The following is a 22820-nucleotide window of genomic DNA, read 5'->3' as shown; positions in this document are numbered from 1 at the left end:
GAACTCCCCGTCGTGCCACGACAGCGTACGCCGGCCCGCTGACACAGGCGACCGCGAGCCCGCCTCTGCTGCACCAGCGCTCGAACGTTCGAATCTCCGTCTGGGCTGCCCGACGTCGGAGATACGAACGAACCGTGGCCGGATCTCCGACCGAAGCCTCAGGCGGCAAGGCCCCCGCTCAGCGCCCCTGCGGCTCCGTGACGAAGTCGATCAGCTGCTCCACGCGGCCGAGCAGCTCCGGCTCCAGGTCGGAGTACGACCGCACCTGTCCGAGGATGCGCTTCCAGGCGCGCGCGATGTCGGCCTGGCTCTCGTGCGGCAGGCCGAGGGCGGCGCAGATCCCGTGCTTCCACGGCACCGATCGCGGGATGCGCGGCCACTCCGCGAGCCCCACGCGCGCGGGCTTCACCGCCTGCCAGATGTCGATGTACGGATGCCCGACCACCAGCACGTGCTCGCCGTACGGCCCGCGGGCGACCTGCTCCGCGATCCTGCTCTCCTTGGAGCCGGCGACCAGGTGGTCGACGAGCACGCCGATGCGCCGGCCGCGGTCGGGCCGGAACTCCTTCACGATCGCGTCCAGGTCGTCCACGCCTTCGAGGTACTCCACGACGACGCCCTCGACGCGCAGGTCGTCGCCCCAGACGCGCTCGACCAGCTCGGCGTCGTGGCGGCCCTCCACGAAGATGCGGCTCGCCCGGGCGACGCGCGCCTTCTGGTCGCCGACGGCGAACGAGCCGGACGCGGTGCGTGTGCGGCCGTCCGGGGTCCGCCGCGGGGCGACGAGCCGGACGGGCGACCCGTCGATGAGGAATGAGCCGGTCAGGGGGAACACCCGTTTCTTGCCGAAGTAGTCCTCCAGCTCCACGGTCTGGGCCTCGAGACGCGTGATCGCGCCGCAGAATCCGCTCGCCGCCTCCTCGACCACGAGGTCGCGCACGGCCTCGACGTCGGGTACGGGCGTGCGTCCGGCGCTCCGCCAGTCGCCTGCCAGCACATCGGTTCCGTAGCGGTCGTCCATCACTCGATGGAGGCTATGCGCCCGGACGCGCCCCCGCGCGGTGCCACGCTGGGGTCAGTCGAAGACGCGCACCAGCCGCCAGGTGCGGTCGAGCGCGTCGTGACGGACGTCGAAGACGTGCGCGTCGCCGTCATCGCTCGTGCCCTGGAACCGCCAGCCCCCGATCTGCCGGGGCAGGCTGCCCACCGTGTAGCGGTGCTCGCCGAACGGGCGCCACCACGCGCACACCTCCGCCCACACGGTCGGGGTGTCCGACACGCGGTAGCGGGTGGATCGCCACACCAAGCGCGTGGGGACGCCGTCGTCGGTCGTCCACACGGCGACCGCCTCGTCGATCTCGGTCATGCTCGTTCACCTCGGCTATCGAACGTATGTTCGAATCAGTGTAGCCGCTTGCGCCGGAAGTCACACCGCCGAAGCCTTTCACTGCCGCAGGGTGGCGCGACGTCGCCGGACGAATCGGAGGAGCAGCAGGATCGCAGCCCCGCCGAGCAGGCCTGAGCCGCCCAGGGTCAGCGCGTCGCTGCTCAGCCCGCCGGTGAAGGGAAGCGGCGGAACGGGCATCTGCGTGTTCCGGATGTTGGAGAGAGTGACCGTTTTCGACGAGTCGGCGATCGTCAGCGTGATCGGGGCCGTGGCCAGCTGGAATCCGGCCGGGGCCTGCGTTTCGACCAGTCGATAGGTGCCCGGCCCGAGGCCGGTGATCCGGAAGGCCCCGCCCAGGGAGTCGATGTCGGCCCCGGCGCAGCCGGACGAGCCGGAGACCATGCAGTCCGCGATCGGCAGTGCCGGACCCGTCGGGTTGCCCTTGCTGTCGACGGGTGTGAGCGTCCACGCAGAACCCGCCAGGATGTTCGCCGCGGAAGTCGAATCCACCTTCCGCCAGACCAGATCGGACACCTCGACCGGGACCTTCACGGTACAGCGCGGATCGCCGGAGGCGGGTGAGCAGTTCGTGCGCGGGGAGGTGGAGACGACGGTGTTCAGGAGTTCCTGGTCGCCTGTCGCCGGGTTTCGAACCGTGACCGAATACGTGATCGTCGCGGCCGCCCCGCGTGCCAGCGCGCCGGTCCACGAGAGCATCGGTTGCGCGTACGTCACCGTGCCGGCGGTCGTGACCTGATCGTTGTTGTAGGAGGCGTCTTTCAGCAGGTCAATCAGGTCGTCCGAGAAGGATGCTTTCTCGTAGGCCTGGGAACCGGTGTTCTTGACGGTGATGGTGTAGTCGACTTTGTGCCCTGGCCTGGCCGACTGCTTTCCCGACGTCTTCGTGATCTCCAGCGAGCACTGCGACGCGTCGGCCTTCACGAGGAATTTGACGGCTCCGGTGGAATTGCCGCCGGGTGCGTCGGTGCCCGCCGAGGAGGTCGTGACGGCCTTCGCCGTGTTCGACAGGGTCAGGGGCGCCGCCGCATCGCATGCGACGGCCGGCGCGGTGGTTCGGAAGCACACCTGCACCGGGGCGCCGACCCAGGCGATGTCGACCTGCGCGCTGGGGAGGCTTCCGGGCGCGGTGACCCCTTGGAGCGTCACTGTTGCCGTGATGGAGGTCACGGTGGTGGGCACCGACGACAGATCCAGCGACCCGCCCGCCGTGACGGTCACCGCGTCGAACCCACGGATCGCGTTCCCGTTCTGGTCGCGGAGGGTCACGAGGGCGTTGCGGTACGCCGAGCTGGTGAGCCCGGTGATGCGCAGTGCGTCCCAACCGGTGAAAGCTGCGGCTCCCGACCCGCAATAGAACGACGAGGGTGTCACGGTCACTTCTTGCGGTTTGCTCGATGTCTGCGCGCACTTGCCGCCGGTCGACGCGTGGAAGAAGCTCACGATGCCCGCGTCCCCGGTCGCCACCAGGCAGTCGGGAGCGATGATCGACGCGGTCCGGGTGGTGTAGTTGTACGCGTTGGACACGGGGACGAAGCCGGCGCACGCCGCGACGGTCCCGGTGCCGGAGTATGCGGCGAAGTCCCGGCACATCACCTGGTTGCCCGCCGAGAGGTAGACCTTCGTGCCGATCACCAGCGCATCGCCGGCAGCGTGTCCGGTGATGGAGATGGAGGCGCCCGTGCCCGCGTACGGGTTCTGATTGGCGGCGAGTTTCGTCCCCGCGAGGTTCCAGCAGGTGGAGGACGTGCCGGTGCCGTTGGTGAAGGTGCAGACGCCGGTGACCGTCCCCGTCTTCGAGAGGATGGGCGCGAACGGGGTGCCGGTGAAGACGGCCGCCGGCGAGGAGGAGGCCGGCCAGACGTTCAACGATCCGTTGCAGATCCTCTTGAGTTTGAGGTCGTAGCAGAAGGTGGACCATGCGTCGGCCGTCGTCCGCTGGGCACTGGCGAACACGTAGTCGCCGTAGACGGCCGCGCTGTAGTAGCCGTGGCTCTTCCAGCCGGTGGCGCCCAGCGTGATGTCCGGGCACGACGCGCCGCTCGGAGTCGTGCACACCAGCACCAGGGCACCGTTGCTGCTGGCCGCGGCGTAGAGGTTGCCGTCGACGGCGGGAATCGCCGTGCCGCCGATCTGCGCGCCGAATCCGGACGCACGGGTCACGCTCCCCGTCCGCGCGGCGTAGCCGCAGCTCCGTGGGGTGGTCGTCGAGAGGTCGAGACAGGCGACGCCCTGACTCGAGCCGTCGGCCGTGCCGGCGTACCAGTAGAGCCGGTCTCCGGCGACCCAGGCGCCCGCCTGCATCGCCGTGAACCCCGTCCATTTCGTACCCGAGCCGATGGGAGTGCCGACGACGCTGGACCAGGCCTGCCAGTTGCTGGACGTCGGCCATCCGGGGCAGGTGGTGCCGTCATACCGTGAGCAGGACACGACGGCCCCCGTCTGATGATGACCGATCCCGTAGATCAGATCGCCGTGCAACGCGATGTTGTACGCATCGCCGCCGTTGAACGTGAGCGCGGCGGTCGGGGGAGCGACGAACTCGGACGACAGCTGTCGCGTTCCGGAGGGGACCAGGGTTCCGTCGAGACCCACGCCGTTCGCTTTCGCCGGCGGAGTGCCACTCGACCAGGCGCCACCGCCGTTTGTGGTGTACCGCGGGGTCGACGTGCCCTTCGGATTGGCCAGCGGTGGCACTTCCAGCGATCCGGGGACGTAGGCACCCGCGTTCGTCAGGATGTCGGTGAGGGTCACGGTGGCATTCGCGGAGGTCTTGTTGGCGTAGCTGACGACCCATTTCAGCGTGTCGCCCGGCTTGGCGGAGCCGATCTTCTCCCCGCCCGGGGCGTCCGACGATGCCGCGGCGGACGCGGCGGTCTCATTGGTCGCCGTCTTGTACGTGGTCGATGCCGTCGTCGTCGTGGCGTTGGAGAAGGCCATGGGGACGATCAGGGCCGCGGCGATCACGCCCGCCGCGATGCACGCGAGCAGGTAGGCCGCCGGCGGACGTCGGCGGTCGCGGGCGGACGGAGCCGGACGTGGCCACTTCATGACGAGAACGTTTCCTGTTTCAGTCGACATCGCTTCGGGCGGTCGAATGAACCGCTACTTAGGATGACGGGAGCGGCGCCGGGGCCGTGACGCCGGAGCGGCCGTAATGAATGCATTGCGTCGACGGGGCCATTCGGGACGGCCTGCTGCGATACTGACGTCATGGCAGACATCACCGATCCGTCCGAAGCGTCGCTGCGCCTCAGCAACGACGAGCGGGAGCGTGCCGTCGCGGCACTGCAATCCCACGCCGCCCAGGGGAGGCTCACCGACGTCGAGCTGCAGTCGCGGATCGCATCGGCGCGTTCCGCCGTCACGCGCGGCGATCTCGCGCCGCTGTTCGCCGACCTGCCCGGCGGTCTGCAGCTCGACGCGCACACACGTCCGGGCGCCCAGCCGGGCGCTGCCTACCCCGCACCGCAGTACGCCCAGCAGCCGTACCCGCAGCAGCCGTACGACGGCCGTTCGGGGTGGGGCGGCCGGGAGCCGTCCAGCCGGTGGGGTCTGCTCGCCGTGTCGATCATCCCGTTCGTGTCGGTGATCCTGTTCTTCATCACCGGCTACGCCTGGGGCTACCAGTACTCGTGGCTGTGGTTCCTGCTCATCCCTCTGGTCGGGGCGATCGCGTACGGCACCGACGGCGGCAGGAGGCGCTAGCCGACGGTGGCGCCGAAGAGCAGGCCGAGCACGTAGGTCGCCGCGGCGGCGCCGTAGCCGATCAGCAGCTGCCGCACGGCGCGCTTGAGCGGGGACGCCCCGGAGAGCAGGCCCACGACGGCGCCGGTTCCGAGCAGCACGATCCCGACGAGCACGGCCGAGACGACGATGGCGGCCGTGCCGGTCATCCCGAACAGGAACGGGATGATCGGGATGAGCGCACCGGAGGCGAAGAAGCAGAAGCTCGAGAGCGCGGCGCTCCAGCCGGTGCCGATCGCCTCGTGCTCGTCCCCGGTCTCCGCCGGCGCGATCGGGACGGGGGATGTGACCGGCTGCAGGCTCGACAGCACCTTCCTGGCGTGCTCCGCGGCCTCGTCCGGTGCCATCCCGCGGGCGCGGTAGACGAGCGTGAGCTCATTGGCGTCGACGTCGAGGTGGGGGAGCGCCGACCCGGTGGCCGGGTTGGGCGTGGACGCCTCGAGCAGTTCGCGCTGGGAGCGCACGGAGACGTACTCGCCCGCACCCATCGACAGTGCTCCGGCGAGGAGACCGGAGATGCCGGTCAGCAGCACGACGTGCGTCGGGACGCCGCTGGCGCTCACACCGAGCACGAGCGCCAGGTTGCTCACCAGGCCATCGTTCGCACCGAAGACGGCAGCGCGGAAGGTGCCGGAGAGCCGCTGCCTGCCGCGCGCGGCGAGCGCGCGCACCACCTCCTCGTGCACCTGCTCGTCCGCCGCCATCTGCGGCGTCGCGTCGACGTCGTCCGCGTAGGGGGAACGCGCCTCCGCCCGCTGGGCGAGCGCGAGCACGAAGACCGAGCCGAAGCGCCGGGCGAGCCAGCCGAGCATCCGGGTGCGCAGATCGCCGCGCAGCGGCTTCCCGGCCCGCTCGCCCAGGAGGGTGACCCAGTGCTGCTCGTGCCGGCGCTCGGCCTCGGCCAGGGCGAGGAGGATCTCGCGCTCTTCGCCCTGCCTGCGGCTGGCAAGGTCGCGGTACACCGCTGCCTCCGCCCGCTCGTCGGCGAGGTAACGGCGCCACCGCCGGATGTCGGCGGTGCTCGGGGTGCGGGCGGCGGTCGTCATCCCTTCGATCTTAGGGCGTCGTTCTCCGGGGCGGCCGCGGCGGCATCCATCCCGAGCGCCGCAGCGGAGCGGGTGAAGCGCTCGCCCCAGTCGGCCGCGGCCACGACCGCCTCCTCCGGCCCCACGATGCGGAACGGGCCGTCGACGGCCGCCAGCCCGAACAGCGCCCAGTCGGCGCTGTCCGCCGTGATGCGGACGAGGCAGGTGCCGTCCTCCCGCTCCTCGACGGTGGCCCAGCGGCCGAGCACGTCGAGCACGCGGTCGTGCGGGGCCTCGACGATCGCCTCCACCACCATCGGCTCGACGGCGGAGTGCAACGACTCGCGGACGTACTCGGCGGCGTCCTCGGCCGGGAGGGCGCGCGGCCGGAAGCGCGTGCCGGTCGGGCGCGGCTCGGCGATGCGGTCGAGGCGGAAGCTGCGCCAGTCGAAGCGCGTCAGGTCGTAGGCGACGAGGTACCAGCGACGCTCGATCGAGACCAGCCGGTGCGGTTCGACCGTACGCGTGGACGCCTGGCCGTCGCGGGCGACGTAGGCGAAGTCCAGCCGCTCCTCGTCGCGACAGGCCTGCGCGAGCACGGTGAGCACACCGGCGTCGGCGGTCGGGCCGGGCCCGAAGGTCGTGGAGAGCGTCGTGGTGCGCAGTGCGTCCACCCGGCGCCGGAGCTGCGGCGGCATCACCTGCACGACCTTGGCGAGCGCACGGACGGAGGCCTCGTCGACCCCGGCGATGCCGCTCTGCGCGGCGGTGCGCAAGCCGACGGCGAGGGCGACGGCCTCGTCGTCGTCGACCACGAGCGGGGGGAGCGAGGCGCCGGCGGCCAGCTGGTAGCCGCCGGCCACGCCCCGGGTGGCGTCGACGGGGTAGCCGAGGTCGCGCAGCCGCTCGACATCGCGCCGGAGCGTGCGCGGCGAGACGCCGAGCCGGTCGGCGAGTTCGTGTCCCGGCCAGTAGCGGTGGGTCTGGAGGAGGGAGAGGAGCTGGAGCGCTCGGGAGCCGGTACTTGCCATGCCTCCATTGTGCACAGCATGCGGTCGCATTCTGACCGCTATGGCCGCAATGCCCGGGTGTCCGCGTCGGAGTCCGCGTCGGGTGTGGGCAGTAGGGCCTCCGCGCCCGGCCGCGAGAGGGTGAGCACGGCCTCCGTGACCCATTCGGAGTGTTCGAGCTCCGCCTCCACGGACTGCAGATCGGCGGCGACATCAGACTCCCGGTCGTCGCCGACGAGGTCCACCGCGGCGACGAGGTAGAACCGCTCCGGCCCGACGTACTCGAGGTGCAGGTACGTCACCTTCTCGACCTCCGGATGCTGCAGCAGCGCGGTGAGCGCCAGCTGCCACGCACGGTCGGAGCCCTGCTTCCCGACCAGGAAGCTCCGGTTGCGCTCGATCAGGACGACCGCGACGATCGCCAGCAGCACGCCGACCAGGATCGAGCCGAGCGCATCCCAGAACGGGTCGCCCGTCAGCTCGTGAAGGAGGAGGCCGAGAAAGGCGATGACGAGTCCGACCAGAGCGGCCGAGTCCTCGGCGAACACCGCCCGCAGGGTCGGGTTGGAGGTGCGCAGGACGTGCTCGAACGTGCCGGTGCCGGAGGTCGCCGCCTTGGCGTGCGCCTGCCGGTACGACTGGATGAAGGAGATGCCCTCGAAGACGAAGGCGGCCGCGAGCACGAGGTAGCCGACCAGGTAGTCGGTGTCCTGCTCGTCAGAACCGAGGGCCGAGACACCGTGCATGATCGACACCACCGCGCCGGCCGTGAAGAGACCGACTGCGGCGAACAGGCTCCACACGTAGGCGTCGCGGCCGTAGCCGCCGGGATGGGCGTCGTCGCGCGGGCGCGCCGCGGAACGCTCGGCCTGGAGCAGGAACACCTCGTTGCCGGCGTCGGCCCACGAGTGGGCGGCCTCCGCCACGAGCGAGGCGGACCCGGTGATCGCGGCCGCGACGGTCTTCGCGATCGCCACCAGGATGTTGGCGCCGAAGGCGAGCAGCACAGTGAACAGGCTGGAGGAGGACCGCTTCTTGCCGGGCACAGCGACACCATAGTCCCGGGCGGAGAACGAGAAAGGCCCCGGTCGATTCGACCGGGGCCTTCAGTTGTGTCCGAGGGGGGACTTGAACCCCCACGCCCTATACGGGCACTAGCACCTCAAGCTAGCGCGTCTGCCATTTCCGCCACCCGGACTCAGGTGTCGGCCGCCGAACCTGTCCGGCTGCCGAAGAAAGACATTAGCACGGTTTCCCACAGTCGGATGACTTGTCCACACGCCCCGGGCGTGGCGGGACCACGGTCGGCCACGGCAGGTAGCGTTGGGGGATGACCGACGAACGCCGCGCGACCGAGCCCGCCCTCGACGAGACCGCCGTCATCGCCCGCGACCTGATCCGGTTCGACACCACGAACTACGGCGAGGGCCGGTCGAACGGGGAGGCGGAGGCCGCCGCGTACGTCGAGGCGAAGCTCGCCGAGCTGGGATTGAAGCCAAAGGTGTTCGAGTCCGATCCCGGCCGGGCGAGCGTCGTCGCACGCGTCGACGGCCGCGACCCGGGCAAGCCCGCCCTGGTGGTCCACGGTCACCTCGATGTCGTTCCCGCCGATCCCCGCAACTGGACGGTCGACCCGTTCGGCGGCGAGATCAGAGACGGCCTGCTCTGGGGCCGCGGCGCCGTCGACATGAAGAACATGGACGCGATGATCCTGACCGCGGTCGGCGACATCCTGCGGGCGGGGGAGCGGCCGGAGCGCGACCTCGTCGTCGCGTTCTTCGCCGACGAGGAGGACGGCGGCCGGCGCGGGTCGCACTTCCTGGTCGACACGCAGCCGGAGCTCTTCACGGGCGCCACCGAGGCGATCAGCGAGGTCGGCGGCTACTCCATCGATCTGGCCGGCCGGCGTGCCTACCTGCTGCAGACGGGGGAGAAGTCCCTGGTCTGGATCAAGCTCATCGCACGAGGGCGCGCGGCCCACGGTTCCCGTCTGGTCCGCGAGAACGCGATCACCCGGCTCGCCGAGGCCGTGGTCGCGCTCGGGCGCGAGGAGTGGCCCGTCCAATTGACCGCGACGACCGAGCGGCTGATCGGAGAGCTCGGCCGTCTGCTCGACGTCGACCCGCAGCGCGTCGGGCCGGACGAGGTCGTCATCCGCACGGGCACCGCTGCCGGCTTCATCCTGGCGACCCTGCGGGCGACCACCAATCCCACGCTGCTCGAGGCCGGGTACAAGCACAACGTCATCCCCGACACGGCGGAGGCGCTCATCGACATCCGCACCCTCCCTGGCGAGGAGGACGCCGTTCTCGCCCGCGTGCGGGAGCTCATCGGGGACGACATCGAGATCCAGGTGATGCACCGCGACATCGGACTCGAGGCGGAGTTCGGCGGCGGCCTGGTGGATGCGATCACCGGCACCCTCGAACGCCACGACCCCGGCGCGCCGGTGCTGCCGTACCTCCTCTCCGGAGGCACCGACAACAAGGCGCTGAGCCGGCTCGGCATCACCGGCTACGGGTTCGCGCCGCTGCGGCTCCCCGCCGACCTCGACTTCCCCGGCATGTTCCACGGCGTGGACGAGCGGGTTCCGCTCGACGCGCTAGTGTTCGGTAGGACCGTGCTCCGCGACCTGCTGCGCGCCTACTGAACGCGCGTCCTACCCACCTCACCACCGGGATCACACGCCACGCATGAACTTCCTCAACGCCCTCATCCTGGGCCTCGTCCAGGGACTGACCGAGTTCCTCCCGATCTCGTCGTCCGCGCACATCCGCATCGTGGGAGAGCTGCTCGGCACGGGGGCCGACCCGGGCGCGCGGTTCACCGCGATCATCCAGCTCGGCACCGAGGCCGCTGTCCTGCTGTACTTCTGGCGCGACATCACGCGGATCGTCGCGCAGTGGTTCCGGGCGCTGTTCGGCCGCATCCCGCGCAACGACCCCGACGCCAGGATGGGCTGGCTGGTGATCCTGGGCAGCATCCCGATCGTCGTGCTCGGGCTCTTCTTCCAGAACCAGATCGAGACGGTGTTCCGTTCGCTGTGGATCGTCGCGACGACGCTGATCGTGTTCGGCATCCTGCTCGGGATCGCGGACTGGGTGGGCGCCAAGACGAAGCGGCTGCGGGAGCTGACCTGGGTCGACGGCATCGTCTTCGGCCTGGCGCAGGCACTCGCGCTCATCCCCGGCGTCTCGCGCTCGGGCGGCACGATCACCGCCGGACTGTTCATGGGCTATCAGCGCAGGGCCGCCGCGCGGTACTCGTTCCTGCTTGCGCTGCCCGCGGTGTTCGGCAGCGGCTTCTACCAGCTCTACAAGGCGGTGAAGGAGCCGTGCACGGAGGCGCTGGCGAAGGCCGGCACCTGCACGGTCGAGGTGTTCGGCCCGGTCGAGACGGCTGCCGCCACGCTCGTCGCCTTCGTCGTCGGGCTGCTCGTGATCGCGCTCTTCATGGGGTACATCTCGCGCCGCAGCTTCCTGCCGTTCGTGATCTACCGCATCGCGCTCGGCGTGCTGCTGATGATCCTGCTCGGGACGGGCGTGCTGGCCGCCTGAGCCGCGACACGCCCGTCGGCACTCGTGACGAACGGGCGCGATTCGTCACGAATGGCGCGGGTGCCTGGAATGGTCAGGCGGCGACTCGTGACGAACGGGCGCTATTCGTGACGAATGGCGCGCATTCGTGACGAATAGCGCGAGGGCGCGGCGGGTCAGCCGCGGCGCGGGTCGTCGGGCGCGCGGCCCGCGGTGCCGCCGTCACGGCCGTCGCCGCGGCGGCGCAGGTAGCGCTCGAACTCCTGCGCGATCGCCTCGCCGCTGGCCTCCGGCGAGTCGACCGTGTCGCGCGCCTGCTCCAGCTGCTGGATGTACGACGCCATCTCCTCGTCGTCGGCCGCCAGCGCGTCGATGCCCGCCTCCCATGCCGCCGCCTCATCGACGAGGGTGCCGCGCGGGATCGTGACGTCGACGAGCTCCTCGAGCTTGTCGATCAGCGCGAGCACCGCCTTCGGGCTCGGCGCATTGTGCACGTAGTGCGGCACGGACGCCCAGATCATGATCGTCGGGATGCCCACGTCCTCCGCGCCCTCGGCGAGAGCGCTCAGGATGCCGACCGGTCCCTCGTACGTCGACCGCTCGACCCCGAGCTCGGCCCGCACGGCGGCGTTGTCGCTCGAGGCGAACACCGAGATCGGCCGTGTGTGCGGCACGTCGGCGAGCATGGCGCCGAGGAAGACGACGGCTCCGATGTCGGCGGCGAGCGCCACATCCATGATCTCGGCGGTAAAGCTGCGCCAGCTGCGCGACGGCTCCGTGCCCAGCAGCAGGAAGATGTTGCCGGCGTTGTCGCCGGTGACCGTCAGTTCGGCGTCGCCGGCGAGGTCCTCCCCGATGCGGCCGGGCAGCGAGGGCCCGTAGATGACCGCGGACGGCCAGATCAGCCTGCGCCGGCCGTCGTCGTCGGTCACCACGGGCCGGTTGAACTGGAAGTCGAAGTAGAGCTCAGGGTCGACCTCGGCCACCGGCACGACGTCGAGCTGCTCCTTCAGCGTCTTCACCGCACCGCTCGCGGCCTCGCCGGCGTCGTTCCAGCCTTCGAAGGCCACCACCAGGATGCGGCCGCCGAGGATGTTCTGTCCGTCTGTCACGAAGCTGTCCCCGTCCCTTCCCGGCGCCTGAGTCGGGACGCCATCCCTCAAGGATAGGCCCGACCCCCTCCCGATAGACTTGCCCGTTGTGACCGCGTCTTCCCCCCGCAGCGAACAACCGCCCGCCTCCGACCTGCCCGCCGCCGTGCTGTGGGACATGGACGGCACCCTCGTCGACACCGAGCCGTACTGGATGGCGTCGGAGCAGGAGCTCGTCGCGTCGTTCGGCGGCACCTGGACCCACGACGACGGCCTGCTGCTCGTCGGCCTCGGCCTCTGGAACTCGGCCGAGATCCTGCGCTCGCACGGCGTCGCGATGGAGGCGGACGAGATCGTGCAGTGGCTGACCGACCGGGTCCAGCGCAAGCTCGACGAGGAGGGCGTGCCGTGGCGCCCCGGAGCACGCGAGCTGCTGGAGGAGCTGCGCGCCCGCGGCATCCCCACCGCGCTCGTCACCATGTCGGTGCGGCGGATGGCGGAGCAGATCGTCGGCCACATCCCGTTCCCCGCGTTCGATGTCATCGTGAGCGGCGACGAGGTCGATGCGCCGAAGCCCGCCCCGGACCCCTATCTGAAGGCCGCCGCGCTGCTCGGCGTCGACGTGCGCGACGCGGTCGCGATCGAGGACTCGCTGGTCGGTCTCGCCTCTGCCGTGGAAGCGGGAGCGACGGCGATCGGCGTCCCGCACATCGTCCCGCTCCCGGAATCGGACGAACACACCCTCTGGCCGACGCTGGAGGGCCGGAGCGCAGAGGACGTCATCGCGGTGGCCCGGGCACGCAGGGAGGCGGCGGCCCGATGAACGAGACGCCACGCAGTTCCGGTCCCTTCCGCGCGGGCGACCGCGTGCAGCTCACCGGGCCGAAGGGCCGGATGAACACGATCACCCTCGAGCCGGGGAAGCTGTTCCACAGCCACCGCGGCGTTCTGGAGCACGACGCGATCATCGGCCTGCCGGACGGCTCGGTCGTCGCCAACAACGCCGGCGTCGAGCACCTCGCGCTCCGCCCGCTGCTGACGGACTTCGTCATGTCGATGCCGCGCGGCGCCGCGATCGTGTACCCGAAGGACGCGGCGCAGATCCTCGCCCTGGCCGACATCTTCCCCGGTGCGACGGTGGTGGAGGCCGGCGTCGGCTCCGGCGCGCTGTCGCTGTGGCTGCTGCGGGCGATCGGCCCGGAGGGACGGCTGCACTCGTTCGAACGCCGCGAGGAGTTCGCGGAGGTCGCCCGCGCCAACGCCGCCACCTTCCTCGGCGGCGACCCGGAGAACTGGACTGTGACCGTCGGCGACCTGCAGGACACCCTGCCGCAGGCGGTCGAGCCGGGGAGCGTCGACCGTGTCGTGCTCGACATGCTGGCGCCGTGGGAGACGCTCGGCGCGGTGACCGAGGCGCTCAAGCCCGGCGGCGTCGTGCTCTGCTACGTCGCGACCGTGACCCAGCTGTCGCGGGTCGCGGAGGCCATCCGGGCCTCCGGCGACTACACGCACCCGCAGTCGAGCGAGACGATGGTCCGCGGCTGGCACGTCGAGGGCCTCGCGGTGCGTCCCGACCACCGCATGATCGCGCACACCGGCTTCCTCATCACCGCGCGCCGGCTCGCCCCAGGGACGGTGCTTCCGGAGCTGAAGCGCCGCCCGTCCAAGTCCGACTACTCCGACGAGGACGTCGAGGCCTGGACGCCCGGCGCGCTCGGCGAGCGGCAGTCCAGCCCCAAGAGCCTGCGCAAGCGCATGCGGGAGGCGACGGCCAGCGCGGAGCTGGCAAAGGGGCGGGATGCGGACGAGGACGCTCCGGGCGTCGGCTAGCATGAGAAACCGGGACATCGTGCCGCGACAGCGGACAGCCCAGACCCCCGCCGTTCGGATCGAAAGAGGACCCGTGCCCAACGCAACCGGTCGCCGCGCACCCGCGCTCGGCAGAATCGCCGCCGTCATCGGAGCCGCCGGGCTGGTGGCCGTCGCGCTGACCGGCTGCTCCACGGACCCGAACACCGACTGCGGCACGGCCCTGCCGTCGGGGAAGGCCTCGCAGCTGGTCGAGGCCACGGGCAAGATCGGCTCGAAGCCGAAGATCACGATCCCGACGCCGCTCGACACCACGAAGTCGGAGCGGAGCATCCTCACCGAGGGCACCGGCGAGCAGGTGCACAAGGGCCAGGTCGTCGAGATCCAGTACACGATCCTCGACGGCAAGACCGGTCAGGTCCAGCAGACCTCGTACGGGAGCGGCGACACCTACCCGCTCGCGCTCGGCTCGGGCAACGCGGCGCTCAGCAAGGGTCTGCAGTGCGCGCCGGTCGGGTCACGCGTCGCCGTCGTGATCTCGCCCAAGGACGCGGGCGGTACCGGGGCGTCGAGCTCCGGCGTGCTCGTGGTCGACATCCTGAAGGCCTACCTGTCGAAGGCCGACGGCGCGGTCCGTCCGTCGGTGTCGGGCTTCCCGACCGTGGTGCTCGCGCCGACCGGCCAGCCGGGCATCACCATCCCGTCGTCCGGCGGGGCCCCGAAGAAGCTGCGCACCGAAGAGCTGAAGGCGGGCGACGGCGCGACGGTGAAGAAGGACTCGATCGCCATCCTGCAGTACACGGCGGTGGGCTGGGAGAACAAGAACGTGGTGTTCTCCAGCTGGCAGTCGGGCTCGCCCGACATCGTCTCGATCGGGACCGGCCAGAGCCAGCTGAACCAGGCGCTCCCGCAGAGCGTTCTCGGCCAGCTGGTCGGCAAGAAGGTCGGCTCGCAGGTGGTCGTCGAGGCGCCCGCGGAGGGCCAGGTTCCCGCCGCTGCGTGGGTCGTCGACATCCTCGGGGTGCGCTAGCGCGGACTAGGATGGACGGGTGTCCCGTTCTCCCGCCTCGCCCGCGCGCGTCCCGGTCGAGGAGCGCCTGTTCAGCCTCGTGCTGGCCTTGCTGGCGACCGAGAACGGCCTGACCAAGAGCGAGATCCTCTCCACGGTGCAGGGGTACCGGCAGCGGTACGAGCCGCACGGTGACAACAGCAGCCTCGAACGGCAGTTCGAGCGCGACAAGGACGACATCCGCGAGCTCGGTGTGCCGCTGGAGACGGTGGAGGCGCCCGAGGCGTCGGGCAACAACCAGCTGCTGCGCTATCGCATTCCGAAAGGGGCATACGACCTCCCGTCGGACGTGAGCTTCTCGCCGGAGGAGCTGGCGCTGCTCAGCCTCGCGGCCGCCGTGTGGCGTGAGGGGTCGTTGTCAGGGGAGTCGCGCCGCGCCCTGATGAAGCTGCGATCGCTCGGCGTGGAGGCCGACGACCCCGTCGTCGGGTACGCCCCGCGGCTGCGCGTCCGCGAGTCCGCGTTCGAGCCGCTCAGCCAGGCCCTCGAACGGCACGTCATGGTGCAGTTCCCGTACCTCAAGCCCGGCGAGAGCGCATCGCGCCAGCGGACCGTCGCGCCGCTCTCGCTCGTGCAGCACCAGGGCCGTTGGCACCTCCAGGGCATCGACCAGGAAGCGCACGGCTCGCGGACGTTCCTGCTCTCGCGGATCGTCGGAGCGGTGAAGCTCACGTCGCGCGTCTTCGACCCGGAGCAGTACAGGGTCGACGGCGAGCCCTTCGCCGAGCGCGCGCTGCTGGAGCTGGAGCGCATCTGGGAGTCGAACCTCGCGGAGATCGAGGTCACGGCCGGCACCGACGCGGCGACGCGGCTCGGCAAGCGCTACGGCGACGCCGTCCCGGTCGGGGCAGACGGGGAGCCGGTGCGGCTGACCGTCAACTTCTCTGACACCAACATCCTGGCCGACCAGCTCGCGTCCTTCGGCCCGGAAGTGCTGGTGCTCTCGCCGCCCGAACTGCGCGACCACGTGCTGCACCGGCTGGAGGCGACGCTCGCGGCGCACGACGACGCCGCGTTCTCCACCGCCGCGGGGGAGGGGCACGATGGCTGAGCGCAAGAGACCCATGCAGGCGCAGGACAAGCTCGCGTTCCTGCTCGCCCTCGTCCCGTACCTGATGGACCGCGACCGGGTGAGCGTGGCCGAAGCCGCGGAGCACTTCGGCGTCGACCAGGAGCAGCTGCGCGACGCCGTGCGGCTGATCGCCGTCTCCGGCATCCCGGGGGAGACGAACGCGTACCAGCCGGGCGACCTGTTCGACATCGCCTGGGACGACTTCGAGGAGAACGATCAGATCGTCCTCACCCACCAGGTCGCGATCGACGACTCGCCCCGGTTCTCCGCCCGCGAGGCGGCTGCGCTGATCGCCGGGCTGCAGTACCTGACGGCGCTGCCCGAGAACGCCGACCGGGATGCGATCGGCTCGCTCATGGCGAAGCTCGCGCGCGGAGCGTCGGCGGCGCCGAGCGAGGTCGCCGTGGCCCGATCGGAGACCGACGAGGCCCTCGCGACCATCCGCGACGCGGTCATCGCGGGCGTCCAGGTGGAGTTCGACTACCTCAGCTCGCGGGGCGAGCGGGAGCGCCGCCGGGTCGACCCGTTGCGGATCGAGTCGGTCGACCAGGATTGGTACCTGCGCGGCTGGGACCATCTGCGCACCGCCATCCGGACCTTCCGGCTCGACCGGATCGACGACCTGGTGGCGACCGAGGAGCCGATCACCTACCGTCCGGGCGATGTCAAGCTGCCCGAGACGCTGTTCACCGGCACGCCGGAGGATCTGCTCGTGACCGTCGAGCTCTCGGCGTCGGCGATCCCGCTGATCGAGGACTACATCCCCGAGGGCGCCGAGCGCGAGGCGCGCGACGGCGTCGTGCGCACGCGGCTGCGGGTGGCGCACTTCCACGGGCTGAAGCGGCTCGTCGCGGGGCTGTCGGGCGTGCTCACCGTGCTCGACCCGCCCGAGGCCCGTCAGGTCGTGGCCGGCTGGGCGCGCGCGGGCGTCGAGCGGTACCGCTGACCTCTCCGGCCGCAAAGCAGGCAGCAGCTCGACCAGGGCGACGGGTAGGCTGGGCGCATGCCCTGGTGGTCGTGGCTGGTGATCTGGACCGTGCTCGTGCTCGGTCTGCTCGGCATGCTCGCCTTCTTCGCCTGGTGGCTGTTCCGCAAGGTGGTCGCCGCCGGGCGCGAGGCCGCCGCCCTGATGGAGAAGGCGGATGTACTGTCCCGCCGCGCAGAGGAGCTGCAGGAGACGTTCGAGCCGGCCGTGCTGGCCGACGCGGCGGAGCTCTCCGCGAAGCGTCAGGAGCACCTGACCGAGCGCGCGTTCGCAAGGCAAGCTCGCAGGGATGCGCGGGTCAGGCGCGGTAGACTACTGGTCGATGTGGATCCGGCGACGGTTCCGGATCGCTTCGCCCACCTTTTGAGAAGGACCTGATCTCATGTTCGCAGGACTGACCGGATGGCACCTGCTCATCATCCTCGCCGTGATCCTGCTGCTCTTCGGTGCGCCGAAGCTGCCGGCCCTCGCCAAGAGCATCGGCCAGTCGATGCGGATCTTCAAGGGCGAGGTCGACGAGCTGAAGAAGGACGGCAAGGACGGCGCGGCCGACAAGCCGGCCGACGGCACCACCGGCACGGCGCAGAACACCGCCGCCCCGGCGCCCGCTCCCGTCGACCCCTCGACCGAGTCGAACCCGAAGTCCTAGTCCGGTGGCCTCCACGAAGCGAGGCAAGAACCGCGAAGGACGGATGACGCTCGCCGAGCACTTCATCGAGCTTCGCAAACGCCTCTTCCGTTCCGCGCTCGCCCTGCTGGTCGGCGCCGTCATCGGGTGGTTCCTCAGCGACTACGTGATGAACGCGCTGCGCGGACCGATCACCGACATCGCCAAGCAGCAGGGCCGCGAGGCCATGCTGAACTACGACAGCATCACGGGCGCGTTCGACCTGAAGATGCAGGTCGCGGTGACGATCGGTGCGATCATCTCCAGCCCGGTGTGGCTGTACCAGATCTGGGCGTTCTTCGTGCCGGCGATGACGCGCAAGGAGCTCAAGTACGGCTTCGGGTTCTTCTTCACCGCGGTGCCGCTGTTCATCGCGGGCGGAGTCACCGGCTGGCTGCTCGTCCCGCACATCGTCAGCCTGCTCACCAGCTTCGCTCCGGAACCGGACTCCGCGATCATCCAGGCGAAGACCTACTTCGACTTCATCCTCAAGCTCGTGATCGCCGTCGGCATCGCGTTCGTGCTGCCGGTCTTCCTCGTGCTGCTCAACTTCGTCGGTGTGATCAGCGCGAAGTCGATCATCGCGTCGTGGCGCTGGGCGCTCATCCTGATCGCCCTCTTCACCGCGATCGCCACGCCCGCGGCCGACGTGCTCTCGATGTTCCTGCTCGCGATCCCGATGGTGGCCCTGTACTTCGCGGCATACGGCGTCGCGTGGCTGCACGACCGGCGCGCGGCCAAGGCGGCCAGCCGCCTGGAGGCCGAGCTCGCCACCTGAGCGACCGGGCATAGGCTGGTCCCGTGACCGACCAGACGCTCTCGCCGGCGGAGCGGTACGCCGCCTCTCGTGACCGAGCCCGCCAGCCGCTGCTCGAGACCTTCCGCGAGGGGCTGCGGTTCGACCTCGACCCGTTCCAGCGGGAGGCGTGCGCGGCCCTCGAGCGCGGCCGCAGCGTGCTCGTCGCGGCGCCGACCGGCGCGGGCAAGACGATCGTCGCCGAGTTCGCCGTGTTCCTGGCGATGCGGGAGGCCAACGCCAAGGTCTTCTACACGACGCCGATGAAGGCGCTCAGCAACCAGAAGTTCCAGGAGTTCGTCGAGGCGTACGGGCCGGAGTCGGTGGGCCTCCTCACCGGCGACACCAACATCAACTCGCACGCGCGCATCGTCGTGATGACGACCGAGGTGCTGCGCAACATGCTCTACGCGGACTCCGACCTGCTCTCCGACCTCGCATACGTCGTGATGGACGAGGTGCACTACCTGGCCGACCGGTTCCGCGGCGCGGTGTGGGAGGAGGTCATCATCCACCTGCCGTCGGAGGTGCGGATGGTGTCGCTGAGCGCCACCGTGTCGAACGCGGAGGAGTTCGGCGACTGGCTGCAGGCGGTGCGCGGCGACACCGACGTCGTCGTGTCGGAGGAGCGTCCGGTGCCGCTGGAGCAGCACATCCTGATGCGCTCCAAGCTGATCGACCTGTTCGACTCGTCGGGGCTCGCCGCGACCAACCGGGTGAACCCCGAGCTGGTGCAGATGGCGCGCTACGGCGGCCGGGTGCTCAGCAGCCGGCAGATGCGGGATGTCGGGCGCTACCACTCGAAGGGCGGCCGCCCCGACGGGTTCCGGATGAACCGGGCCGACCTCGTCTCCCTGCTCGGCGACCGCAATCTGCTCCCGGCGATCTTCTTCATCTTCAGCCGCAACGGCTGCGACCAGGCGGTTCGCCAGGTGCTGCGTTCCGGCATCCGGTTGACCGAGAAGCACGAGCGCGACGAGATCCGCGAGATCGTGGAGGAGCGCTGCCGCACGCTGCTCGACGAAGACCTCGCAGTGCTCGGCTACTGGGAGTGGCTGGAGGGCCTGGAGCGCGGCGTCGCGGCCCATCACGCCGGTCTCCTCCCGGCGTTCAAGGAGGTCGTCGAGGAGCTGTTCCGGCGCAAGCTGGTCAAGGTCGTGTTCGCGACCGAGACGCTCGCGCTCGGCATCAACATGCCCGCCCGCACCGTGGTGCTGGAGAAGCTGGAGAAGTTCAACGGCGAGGCGCGCGTCCCGATCACGCCGGGGGAGTACACGCAGCTGACCGGCCGCGCGGGCCGGCGCGGCATCGACGTCGAGGGGCACTCGGTCATCCAGTGGGAGGACGGTCTCGACCCGCAGTCGGTGGCCTCGCTCGCCTCCCGCCGCAGCTACCCGCTCAACTCCAGCTTCCGGCCGACGTATAACATGGCCGTCAACCTGATCGACCAGTTCGGCCGGACGCGCACGCGCGAGATCCTGGAGTCGTCGTTCGCCCAGTTCCAGGCCGACCGCGCGGTGGTGGACCTCGCCCGCAAGGCGATGCAGCAGGAGCAGTCGCTCGCGGGGTACGAGGAGGCGATGACCTGCCACCTCGGCGACTTCAAGGAGTACTTCTCGATCCGCCGCGAGCTGACCGACCTGGAGCGCAAGGGCTCCCGGATCGAGTCGGCGTCGAACGGCGACCGGGAGAAGCGTCAGCACCAGCTGGCCGCCCTCCGCAAGCGTATGAAGGACCACCCGTGCCACCGCTGCACCGAGCGCGAGCAGCACGCCCGGTGGGCGGAGCGCTGGTGGAAGCTCAAGCGCGACACCGACCGGCTGCGTGCCCAGATCCAATCGCGCACCGGCGCTGTCGCGAAGGTGTTCGACCGGGTCTCGGACGTCCTGCTGGAGCTGGGCTACCTGGCGACGGAGGACGGCGAGACCGCCCTCACGGTGCACGGCCGCACGCTCAAGCGCATCTACGGCGAGCGGGACCTTCTGGTGGCGGAGTGCTTGCGACGCAACGTCTGGAAGGACCTCGACGCCCCCGGCCTCGCCGCCATGGCGTGCGCGCTGGTCTTCGAGCCGCGGCGCGACGAGGGCCTCGCCAACGAGCGCACGCTCCCGCGCGGCGCCTTCCGCCCGGCCCTGGAGCGCACGACCGAGCTGTGGAGCCGGCTCGACGATCTGGAGCAGGACAACCGCCTTCCGGGCAGCGAGCCGCCGTCGACGGCGATCTCGCTGGCGATGTGGATGTGGTCCCGCGGCCAGAGCCTCGACGCCGTGCTCAGCGAGGCCGACATGGCCGCGGGCGACTTCGTCCGCTGGACCAAGCAGACGATCGACCTGCTCGACCAGCTGTCGCTCGTCGCGCAGGGGAACGTCGGCCGCGTCGCGCGGCAGGCCCTCGAGTCCATCCGCCGCGGGATCGTCGCCTACTCGTCGGTCGCCTAGGGGCCGGCGCGAGCGACTGCGGCCCAGCGGAACGTGCGCGGCTGCGCGCACACCCGCACACGTGACGAAGCACAGCAGACGCGAGGGTGTTGCTGGGCGGCCGCCACAGCGGAATGGCTTAGGCTCTCCCTTCGTGCACACCGTTCCGCGAGCCCGCCTCCCGCTGTGGCTCGCGGTCCTCACCGCGATCGCAGCCGGCCCGGTGCTGGACGCCGGCTTCCCGGACAAGGACATCTGGCCGCTCACCTTCGTCGGCATCGCGATGGTGCTGCTGGCCCAGCACGGTCGCCGCGCCGGCTCCGCGTTCCTGGTCGGGTGGCTTGCGGGGGAGTCGTTCTACCTCGTGCATGTCTCCTGGACGGCCCTGTACCTCGGCCCGATCCCCTGGGTGGCGTTGTCGACGCTGGAGGCGTTGTTCTGGGGTGTCGGAGGCATCCTGATCACGTTGGCGTACCGGTGGGTGCCCCGCGCGTTCCCGACGCTGCTCGGGAGGCTGGGCCTGCTCCCCGTGATCGTGGCGGGGCTGTGGGTGCTGCGGGAGCTGGTGACGGGCACGTGGCCGTATGGCGGCTTCTCGTGGGGGCGCGTCGCAGAATCGCAGTCCACCAGCCCGCTCGCGCCACTCGTCGCGTGGCTCGGGATCTCCGGCGTCAGCTTCGTCATGGTGTGGCTCGTCCAGCTTCTCCTCGAGCTGCCGGGGGCGATCGACGTCCGGACGGTGCAACGTGCGCTGCTCGCCGCCACGGCTGTGGCTGTGGTGTTCGCGATCCCGGCGTGGCCCGCGACCACGCACGGCACCACGCGGATCGCCGCGGTGCAGGGCAACGGCCCGGCCGGCTACTTCGACGACGCCCCGCCCGGTGCGGTGTTCGACACCCAGGTGGCGGAGACGCTGCGCATCCCGTCCGCGCAGGCGACCGGTGCGAAGAAGGTCGACATGGTGGTCTGGCCGGAGGGCTCGGCGATGCCCGACCCGACCCGCGATCCGAGCAACGCCGCCATCCTCGATGCCCTGAGCCGGAAGTTCGGCGCCCCCTTCGTCGTCGGCTCCATCACCCAGCGCGACGGCCGGTTCTACAACTCCTCGCTGCAGTGGGAGGCCGGGAAGGGCGCGGTCGACTACTACGACAAGAAGCACCCGGTCCCGTTCGGCGAGTACGTGCCCGACCGCGCCTTCTGGCGGCCGTTCGCGCCGTCTCTCATCGATCTCATCGGACGCGACTACACGCCGGGGACGCGGGACAACGTCTTCGACATCAACGGCGTCCGCGCCGGGATCTCGATCTGCTTCGACATCGTCGACGACCAGCTCCTCACGGACATGATGCGCGGGGGAGCGCAGGTGATCCTCGCCCAGACGAACAACGCCGACTTCGGCGAGACCGACGAGAACCAGCAGCAGCTCGCCATCGCACGCCTGCGCGCGATCGAGGCGGGCCGGTCGCTCGTGAACATCTCGACCGTCGGCAGCAGCCAGATCATCGGGCCGGATGGACGGACTCTCAGCTCCATCCCGCCGTTCAAGCCCGGTCACATGGTCGCGGACGTGCCGCTCGGGACGACGACGACCCCGGCGGTCCTGCTCAGCCGTGGCATCGAGCTGCTGGTCGCGGGGCTGGGCCTGTTCGGGATGCTCACCGCGGCGATCGGCCGGCGCAACAGCCGCCCGCACATGAGAAGGCCGCTCCCACCGGTTCGGTGAGAGCGGCCTCCGTGGCGCCGCTCAGGCGCTGTGCTTGTGCTCGCTGGTGCCGCGGCGAGCCCGCAGGTACTGCAGGCGCTCCTCCAGGAGCTCCTCCAGCTCGGCGCGGGTGCGGCGCTCCAGCAGCATGTCCCAGTGGCTGCGGGGCGTCTTGACGTCCGAGTGGTCGACCTCGACGGGTGTGTCGCCGACGAGTCGCAGGGCCTCCTGGCCGCAGTGCTTGCACTCCCAGCTGTCGGGGGCCTCAGCCTCGGCCGAGAAGACGACCTCGGTCTCCTTGCCGCAGGTCGGGCAAAGGTAGGTGTAACGGGAACGCGGAGAGTAGACGACGCCTTCTTCGCTCTGTAAGCTCTGGGCGCCGAGTCTCATGCCGCGCAAGCTGCGATCTGCCATTGTGTGGTTCTCCTCTGTGCGCGCGAATCCTCACAGTTATAAACCGTCAAGCTGGGGATTCTCTTTCCGGGCGGC

General features: G+C 70.4%; 21 protein-coding genes and 1 tRNA gene. 13 read left to right on the top strand and 9 right to left on the bottom strand.

What is annotated here, in order from left to right; translation table 11 throughout:
* Window positions 1-178 precede the first annotated feature (178 nt).
* The 3 genes from HNO83_RS03705 to HNO83_RS03695 form a co-directional block, all read right to left on the bottom strand.
* A complete protein-coding gene (locus tag HNO83_RS03705; RefSeq protein ID WP_175336350.1) occupies window positions 179-1021 on the bottom strand; it encodes a DUF3097 domain-containing protein in 843 nt (280 codons plus the stop codon).
* Between the two features lie 54 nt (window positions 1022-1075).
* Window positions 1076-1366, bottom strand: a complete 291-nt coding sequence (locus HNO83_RS03700) for a DUF6504 family protein (protein ID WP_175336168.1) — start codon at window positions 1364-1366, stop codon at window positions 1076-1078.
* A gap of 78 nt (window positions 1367-1444) precedes the next feature.
* Window positions 1445-4456, bottom strand: coding sequence for a DUF7927 domain-containing protein (locus HNO83_RS03695; protein WP_175336167.1), 3012 nt, complete (start codon window positions 4454-4456; stop codon window positions 1445-1447).
* A 162-nt stretch (window positions 4457-4618) separates the two neighbouring features.
* Between HNO83_RS03695 and HNO83_RS03690 the strand changes: the two genes are divergently transcribed.
* A complete protein-coding gene (locus tag HNO83_RS03690) occupies window positions 4619-5113 on the top strand; it encodes a DUF1707 SHOCT-like domain-containing protein (RefSeq protein WP_175336166.1) in 495 nt (164 codons plus the stop codon).
* Here the strand turns inward: HNO83_RS03690 and HNO83_RS03685 are convergent.
* From HNO83_RS03685 to HNO83_RS03670, 4 genes are all read right to left on the bottom strand, one after another.
* A complete protein-coding gene (locus HNO83_RS03685; RefSeq protein WP_175336165.1) occupies window positions 5110-6198 on the bottom strand; it encodes a VIT1/CCC1 transporter family protein in 1089 nt (362 codons plus the stop codon). The two genes, HNO83_RS03690 and HNO83_RS03685, sit on opposite strands and share 4 nt — an antisense overlap.
* A complete protein-coding gene (locus HNO83_RS03680) occupies window positions 6195-7208 on the bottom strand; it encodes a helix-turn-helix transcriptional regulator (RefSeq protein WP_175336164.1) in 1014 nt (337 codons plus the stop codon). The genes HNO83_RS03685 and HNO83_RS03680 overlap by 4 nt, the downstream gene beginning before the upstream one ends.
* Before the next feature lie 38 nt (window positions 7209-7246).
* Window positions 7247-8233 (bottom strand): cation diffusion facilitator family transporter, encoded by a 987-nt coding sequence (locus HNO83_RS03675; RefSeq protein WP_349627066.1) that lies wholly within the window; start codon window positions 8231-8233, stop codon window positions 7247-7249.
* A 67-nt stretch (window positions 8234-8300) separates the two neighbouring features.
* Window positions 8301-8385: transfer RNA gene (locus tag HNO83_RS03670), tRNA-Leu, on the bottom strand.
* Window positions 8386-8517: 132 nt separating this feature from the next.
* On the opposite strand from HNO83_RS03670, the gene HNO83_RS03665 reads away from it, so the two are divergent.
* Together HNO83_RS03665 and HNO83_RS03660 are read left to right on the top strand one after the other, a co-directional pair.
* Entirely contained in the window at window positions 8518-9837 is a 1320-nt protein-coding gene (locus HNO83_RS03665) for a M20/M25/M40 family metallo-hydrolase (protein WP_175336163.1), read from the top strand.
* Window positions 9838-9880: 43 nt separating this feature from the next.
* The gene (locus HNO83_RS03660) at window positions 9881-10744 is read left to right on the top strand and encodes an undecaprenyl-diphosphate phosphatase (protein WP_175336162.1); all 864 of its coding nucleotides are present in this window, start codon (window positions 9881-9883) and stop codon (window positions 10742-10744) included.
* A gap of 155 nt (window positions 10745-10899) precedes the next feature.
* On the opposite strand, the gene HNO83_RS03655 is transcribed toward HNO83_RS03660, so the two are convergent.
* Window positions 10900-11835 (bottom strand): proteasome assembly chaperone family protein, encoded by a 936-nt coding sequence (locus HNO83_RS03655; protein WP_175336161.1) that lies wholly within the window; start codon window positions 11833-11835, stop codon window positions 10900-10902.
* Window positions 11836-11923: 88 nt separating this feature from the next.
* Between HNO83_RS03655 and HNO83_RS03650 the strand changes: the two genes are divergently transcribed.
* The 10 genes from HNO83_RS03650 (at window position 11924) to lnt (ending at window position 22352) form a co-directional block, all read left to right on the top strand.
* Window positions 11924-12637 carry an HAD family hydrolase gene (locus HNO83_RS03650; protein ID WP_175336160.1) on the top strand — a complete coding sequence of 238 codons (714 nt, stop codon included), beginning with the start codon at window positions 11924-11926 and terminating at the stop codon, window positions 12635-12637.
* The gene (locus HNO83_RS03645; RefSeq protein WP_175336159.1) at window positions 12634-13644 is read left to right on the top strand and encodes a tRNA (adenine-N1)-methyltransferase; all 1011 of its coding nucleotides are present in this window, start codon (window positions 12634-12636) and stop codon (window positions 13642-13644) included. The genes HNO83_RS03650 and HNO83_RS03645 overlap by 4 nt, the downstream gene beginning before the upstream one ends.
* A 73-nt stretch (window positions 13645-13717) precedes the next feature.
* Window positions 13718-14653 (top strand): FKBP-type peptidyl-prolyl cis-trans isomerase, encoded by a 936-nt coding sequence (locus HNO83_RS03640; protein WP_349627065.1) that lies wholly within the window; start codon window positions 13718-13720, stop codon window positions 14651-14653.
* Window positions 14654-14672: 19 nt separating this feature from the next.
* Window positions 14673-15743, top strand: a complete 1071-nt coding sequence (locus HNO83_RS03635) for a helix-turn-helix transcriptional regulator (RefSeq protein ID WP_175336158.1) — start codon at window positions 14673-14675, stop codon at window positions 15741-15743.
* Window positions 15736-16710 carry a helix-turn-helix transcriptional regulator gene (locus HNO83_RS03630; protein ID WP_175336157.1) on the top strand — a complete coding sequence of 325 codons (975 nt, stop codon included), beginning with the start codon at window positions 15736-15738 and terminating at the stop codon, window positions 16708-16710. Before HNO83_RS03635 ends, HNO83_RS03630 begins: the two co-directional genes overlap by 8 nt.
* Before the next feature lie 57 nt (window positions 16711-16767).
* Entirely contained in the window at window positions 16768-17127 is a 360-nt protein-coding gene (locus HNO83_RS03625) for a hypothetical protein (RefSeq protein ID WP_175336156.1), read from the top strand.
* 4 nt (window positions 17128-17131) lie between these two features.
* Window positions 17132-17398, top strand: coding sequence for a Sec-independent protein translocase subunit TatA (gene tatA / locus HNO83_RS03620; RefSeq protein ID WP_175336155.1), 267 nt, complete (start codon window positions 17132-17134; stop codon window positions 17396-17398).
* Window positions 17399-17441: 43 nt separating this feature from the next.
* Window positions 17442-18194 (top strand): twin-arginine translocase subunit TatC, encoded by a 753-nt coding sequence (gene tatC, locus HNO83_RS03615; RefSeq protein ID WP_175336347.1) that lies wholly within the window; start codon window positions 17442-17444, stop codon window positions 18192-18194.
* 23 nt (window positions 18195-18217) lie between these two features.
* The gene (locus HNO83_RS03610) at window positions 18218-20650 is read left to right on the top strand and encodes a DEAD/DEAH box helicase (protein WP_175336154.1); all 2433 of its coding nucleotides are present in this window, start codon (window positions 18218-18220) and stop codon (window positions 20648-20650) included.
* Window positions 20651-20783: 133 nt separating this feature from the next.
* Entirely contained in the window at window positions 20784-22352 is a 1569-nt protein-coding gene (gene lnt / locus HNO83_RS03605; protein ID WP_175336153.1) for an apolipoprotein N-acyltransferase, read from the top strand.
* Between the two features lie 21 nt (window positions 22353-22373).
* Here the strand turns inward: lnt and HNO83_RS03600 are convergent, their stop codons facing one another.
* Window positions 22374-22745, bottom strand: a complete 372-nt coding sequence (locus HNO83_RS03600; protein WP_175336152.1) for an RNA polymerase-binding protein RbpA — start codon at window positions 22743-22745, stop codon at window positions 22374-22376.
* Between the last annotated feature and the right edge of the window lie 75 nt (window positions 22746-22820).

It is taken from the genome of Leifsonia sp. C5G2, assembly GCF_013359685.1.
Lineage (GTDB): Bacteria > Actinomycetota > Actinomycetes > Actinomycetales > Microbacteriaceae > Leifsonia.
Note: the sequence above shows the minus strand (reverse complement) of the source record. Positions and strands in the feature narration are given on the sequence as shown.

Bases quoted from the DNA above. Each gene is read 5' to 3' on its own strand.
- HNO83_RS03705 (WP_175336350.1), bottom strand. From the start codon at position 1,021: ATGGACGACCGCTACGGAACCGATGTGCTGGCAGGCGACTGGCGGAGC.
- HNO83_RS03660 (WP_175336162.1), top strand. From the start codon at position 9,881: ATGAACTTCCTCAACGCCCTCATCCTGGGCCTCGTCCAGGGACTGACC.
- HNO83_RS03625 (WP_175336156.1), top strand. From the start codon at position 16,768: ATGCCCTGGTGGTCGTGGCTGGTGATCTGGACCGTGCTCGTGCTCGGT.
- HNO83_RS03645 (WP_175336159.1), top strand. From the start codon at position 12,634: ATGAACGAGACGCCACGCAGTTCCGGTCCCTTCCGCGCGGGCGACCGC.
- HNO83_RS03665 (WP_175336163.1), top strand. From the start codon at position 8,518: ATGACCGACGAACGCCGCGCGACCGAGCCCGCCCTCGACGAGACCGCC.
- HNO83_RS03690 (WP_175336166.1), top strand. From the start codon at position 4,619: ATGGCAGACATCACCGATCCGTCCGAAGCGTCGCTGCGCCTCAGCAAC.
- HNO83_RS03680 (WP_175336164.1), bottom strand. From the start codon at position 7,208: ATGGCAAGTACCGGCTCCCGAGCGCTCCAGCTCCTCTCCCTCCTCCAG.
- HNO83_RS03700 (WP_175336168.1), bottom strand. From the start codon at position 1,366: ATGACCGAGATCGACGAGGCGGTCGCCGTGTGGACGACCGACGACGGC.
- tatC (WP_175336347.1), top strand. From the start codon at position 17,442: ATGACGCTCGCCGAGCACTTCATCGAGCTTCGCAAACGCCTCTTCCGT.
- tatA (WP_175336155.1), top strand. From the start codon at position 17,132: ATGTTCGCAGGACTGACCGGATGGCACCTGCTCATCATCCTCGCCGTG.
- HNO83_RS03695 (WP_175336167.1), bottom strand. From the start codon at position 4,456: ATGAAGTGGCCACGTCCGGCTCCGTCCGCCCGCGACCGCCGACGTCCG.
- HNO83_RS03685 (WP_175336165.1), bottom strand. From the start codon at position 6,198: ATGACGACCGCCGCCCGCACCCCGAGCACCGCCGACATCCGGCGGTGG.
- HNO83_RS03600 (WP_175336152.1), bottom strand. From the start codon at position 22,745: ATGGCAGATCGCAGCTTGCGCGGCATGAGACTCGGCGCCCAGAGCTTA.
- HNO83_RS03630 (WP_175336157.1), top strand. From the start codon at position 15,736: ATGGCTGAGCGCAAGAGACCCATGCAGGCGCAGGACAAGCTCGCGTTC.